Source organism: Clostridium sp. 'White wine YQ', assembly GCF_028728205.1.
In the GTDB taxonomy this organism is placed as follows: domain Bacteria; phylum Bacillota; class Clostridia; order Clostridiales; family Clostridiaceae; genus Clostridium_T.
In genome coordinates, this window is record NZ_JAQYUU010000010.1 from 1 (window position 1) to 3,384 (window position 3,384).

At 29.1% G+C, this 3,384-nt stretch carries 3 protein-coding genes; all 3 read left to right on the forward strand.

Annotation, left to right across the window (positions count from 1 at the left end; translation table 11 throughout):
- Window positions 1-136 precede the first annotated feature (136 nt).
- From PTZ02_RS18370 to PTZ02_RS18380, 3 genes are read left to right on the forward strand one after another with little or no spacing between them, the layout of a single operon-like run.
- On the forward strand, window positions 137-1,300 hold the full coding sequence (locus tag PTZ02_RS18370) for an MFS transporter (RefSeq protein WP_274229211.1): 1,164 nt from the start codon (window positions 137-139) through the stop codon (window positions 1,298-1,300).
- A gap of 23 nt (window positions 1,301-1,323) precedes the next feature.
- On the forward strand, window positions 1,324-2,277 hold the full coding sequence (locus PTZ02_RS18375; protein ID WP_274229212.1) for a GNAT family N-acetyltransferase: 954 nt from the start codon (window positions 1,324-1,326) through the stop codon (window positions 2,275-2,277).
- Between the two features lie 59 nt (window positions 2,278-2,336).
- Window positions 2,337-2,996 carry a deoxynucleoside kinase gene (locus PTZ02_RS18380; RefSeq protein ID WP_274229213.1) on the forward strand — a complete coding sequence of 220 codons (660 nt, stop codon included), beginning with the start codon at window positions 2,337-2,339 and terminating at the stop codon, window positions 2,994-2,996.
- The last annotated feature ends 388 nt before the right edge of the window (window positions 2,997-3,384 follow it).

A 3,384-nucleotide genomic window follows, 5' to 3' on the forward strand; every position in this document is an offset into this window, starting at 1 on the left:
CTTGGAAAGGCAGTTGCGAGAAAAAAATCGACGGCTCAAAATCGCCTTGACGATTTTTTTATAAAAGACATTTCATAATATAATTTATGATATAATTAATTTCTAAATTAATAAATTCGTTTTAGGGGATGAGGCATTGAATAAGGGAAAAAATAATTGGACAGCTTTGATTTTTATGTTTATTCTAATGATTTTAGCTGCATTTGTTGAAAATACAAAAGGAATCTTTATACCAACATTTAAAGAACAATTTTCTGTTGGGGATACCCAGATAGGAAATATGCTTATAATAACATCAGGAGCATACATGGTTTTAACTTTTTTAGGTGGTGCCTTATGTCAAAAGTTTGGACAGAAAAATATTTTTATTTTAGGAATTATTCTATTAATTATTTCATTAATTACACTATCTAAAGCACAAAACTTCATTATTCTTCTGTTTGGAATGGGATTAAGTAGTGCGGGACTAGCTTTAATTAGTATTGCAAGTAACACTATTCTTCCTATTATAGTAATTACAGCACAAACGATAATAATGAATTTAATGCATTTTTTCTATGGATTTGGATCTACGTTAGGACAAAGCCTGTTTGGATTTCTATTATCTAAAGGGGTTGAGTGGAGAAGTATATTTTTGTATATAGCTATAATATACGGAATCGTATTGATTTGCTTTATTTTTGTTAAGATTCCAAGACCAAAGATAGCTCATGGTGAAGACAAGTTAACGTTTAAAGCTGTTATAACTAATAAACTCATTATTGCTTATATGTTAGCGCTAGGATTTTATGTATTCGCTGAACAAGGAACGGGAAATTGGTTTGTTAATTATTTAATAAAAGCAAAAGGGTTTACACAAGAGAATGCCGCATTTTATCTATCTCTATTTTTTGGAACACTAACAATAGGAAGATTACTAGGTGGTTTTGTAGTACATAAGTTTGGATATTTTAAAGTATTGATTACTTCCTTAAGTATTGGGGTTATACTGTATGTTTTAGGATTAGTAATTGGAGGGAAAGGAATATTAATCGTTTCTCTTGCTGGTATGTTCTTTGCAATAACTTTCCCAACCATTGTACTTACAGTTAGTAAAGTATTTACACAAAGGACTGCATACATCACTGGATTAATAGTTACAGCTTCTAATTTTATGGCAATGATATTTAACTGGATAACAGGATATGTAAATGATAAAATAAATCCAGATAATGCTATTTTCATTATACCTATATGTGGAGCCTTATCTGTAATAAGCATGTTGTATATAAACAAGAATACTAAAAGTATATTAAATTAAATCACCCCTAGGAGATGATCTTTATGGTAAGCAAGGCTAAAATAACTATTGAAGCTTTAAGAAAAGGTAGCAATGAATATTTAATTAAGGATTCTTTAGAACTAAATATAGGAAGGGTTATAATTCTTAACGCCGATAGTGAAAATAAGGTTTGTTACCTGAGATTTAAGTTTTATAAGAATGAAAAAAGAGATTTATTAAAGAATGCTTTAGATGAATTACTTAAAAAAATATTTGAAGTAGAGAGGTTTTATAAATTAAATATTTTAGTTAGTGAAGATACTCCATTAGGACCATTTTTAAATGTAGGACTTGAACTACAAGGAATACTAGAGGATAATTTGATAATAAATGGAGGCCATAGAGGTGAACTATTATTCGGAATAAATTTTTTTGAATATAGGATTAAGGGGAGGAAAGCACCTTTAGTTTCACTAATTGGAGAAAATATAGAAGTAAGAAGTTTAACTCCAGAAAATGCTCAAGAGATGCTTGACTATTTTATTAGAAATGAAAGATATCTACAAGCTTTTGAACCGAAGCGCGATTCTAGTTTTTATAGTTATGAAACTCAATATAATATTTTGGTTGAGGGATATAGGCAGCTATTAGATGGAACGGGTGTAGATTTGGGAATATTTAAAAATAATAAGCTGATTGGAAAGATAAGAGTTTCTAATATAGTATACGGAGTATTTAAAAGTGCTATAATAGGATATTCAATAGATGAAAAGGAACAAGGAAATGGCTATATGCAAGAAGCTGTAAGACTTGTTACAGAGTATTCCTTTGGAGATTTAGGATTACACAGAATTGAAGCTTCAGCCATGGTTGACAATATTAAATCACAGAGAGTTTTATTAGGATGTGGATTTAAGGAGCTTGGAACAAATGAAAAATATCTATATATTAACGGAGAATGGAAAGATCATAAAACCTTTTATATAATAAATAATTCTACCGTTGATTACTATTAATAGTAGTTAATGTTAGGAATAATTAGTTAACATAATTAAAATCCTATAAGGAGGAAGTTATGAAACTTTACGAAAAATTGCTTAGCAATATAGATAGGAATGATAATTGGAATATGATTGTTATTGATGGAGTAGTAGGAGCAGGGAAAAGTACATTAATGATGCTTCTAGAAGATGAAGGATATGTACCATTTAAGGAGCCGGTTTTGGAAAACCCTATATTAGAGAAGTTTTACTATGATAGAAGGAGATATGCTTTTGCATTACAAGTATATTTTTTAAATAATAGATTTAAGTTTATAAAAGAAGCAGGAGAAATAGAAAACTCTATTATGGATAGGAGTATCTATGGAGATGCAATATTTCCTAAGCTACTTAAAGAAGTAGGGGATATGAGTACGGAAGAATTTGAAATATATTGCAATCTATTGAGTAATCTTTTAGAACATGTGAAACCACCTAAGCTTATGATTTATCTACAAATATCCGTGGATGAAGCTATAAATAGAATAAGAAGAAGAGGAAGAAGCTATGAACAAGTGGTAGAGCGCGAATACTGGGAAACCTTAAATCGTGAGTATGAGGGATTTTTTAATTCTTATACCATTTCACCCTTGCTTAAAATAAATGTAGATAAACTCGACTTTGAGAATATCGAAGAAGATAGACAATATATTATAGGTTTAATAAAAGATAAATTAAAAGAGATTGAAGCTTAACATTTTAGAATGTTAAGCTTTTTTACTTGAATATATTGAAAATATGTGAGATTACAAGCCTTAAATGGATAATATTACTTAATATATAATACAAACCTATCCTAGCGTATCAATAGGAATATTTAAAAGAAACAGTGAGGAAAATAAAGAAAATAGAATATATATTAGATAAATGAGGTAAAATAGAAAAAAGAGTAGATATTTTAGATGTTAAGATAAAACTCGTTCCAATCGGAACAACAACATTCAACAAAAAATGAACAAAAAAGTAATGTTCAAAAAAATGTTGACAGCTCAGAAACAGTATGATAAGATAGAACTTGTCGCTGCGAAAGAGCAGAGATAAAACAAACAAATTGGTCTTTGAAAATTAAACAGAGGAAATGAA

Excerpts from the sequence above, each read along its gene's own strand:
- PTZ02_RS18380 (WP_274229213.1), top strand. The coding sequence starts at position 2,337 with ATGAAACTTTACGAAAAATTGCTTAGCAATATAGATAGGAATGATAAT.
- PTZ02_RS18375 (WP_274229212.1), top strand. The coding sequence starts at position 1,324 with ATGGTAAGCAAGGCTAAAATAACTATTGAAGCTTTAAGAAAAGGTAGC.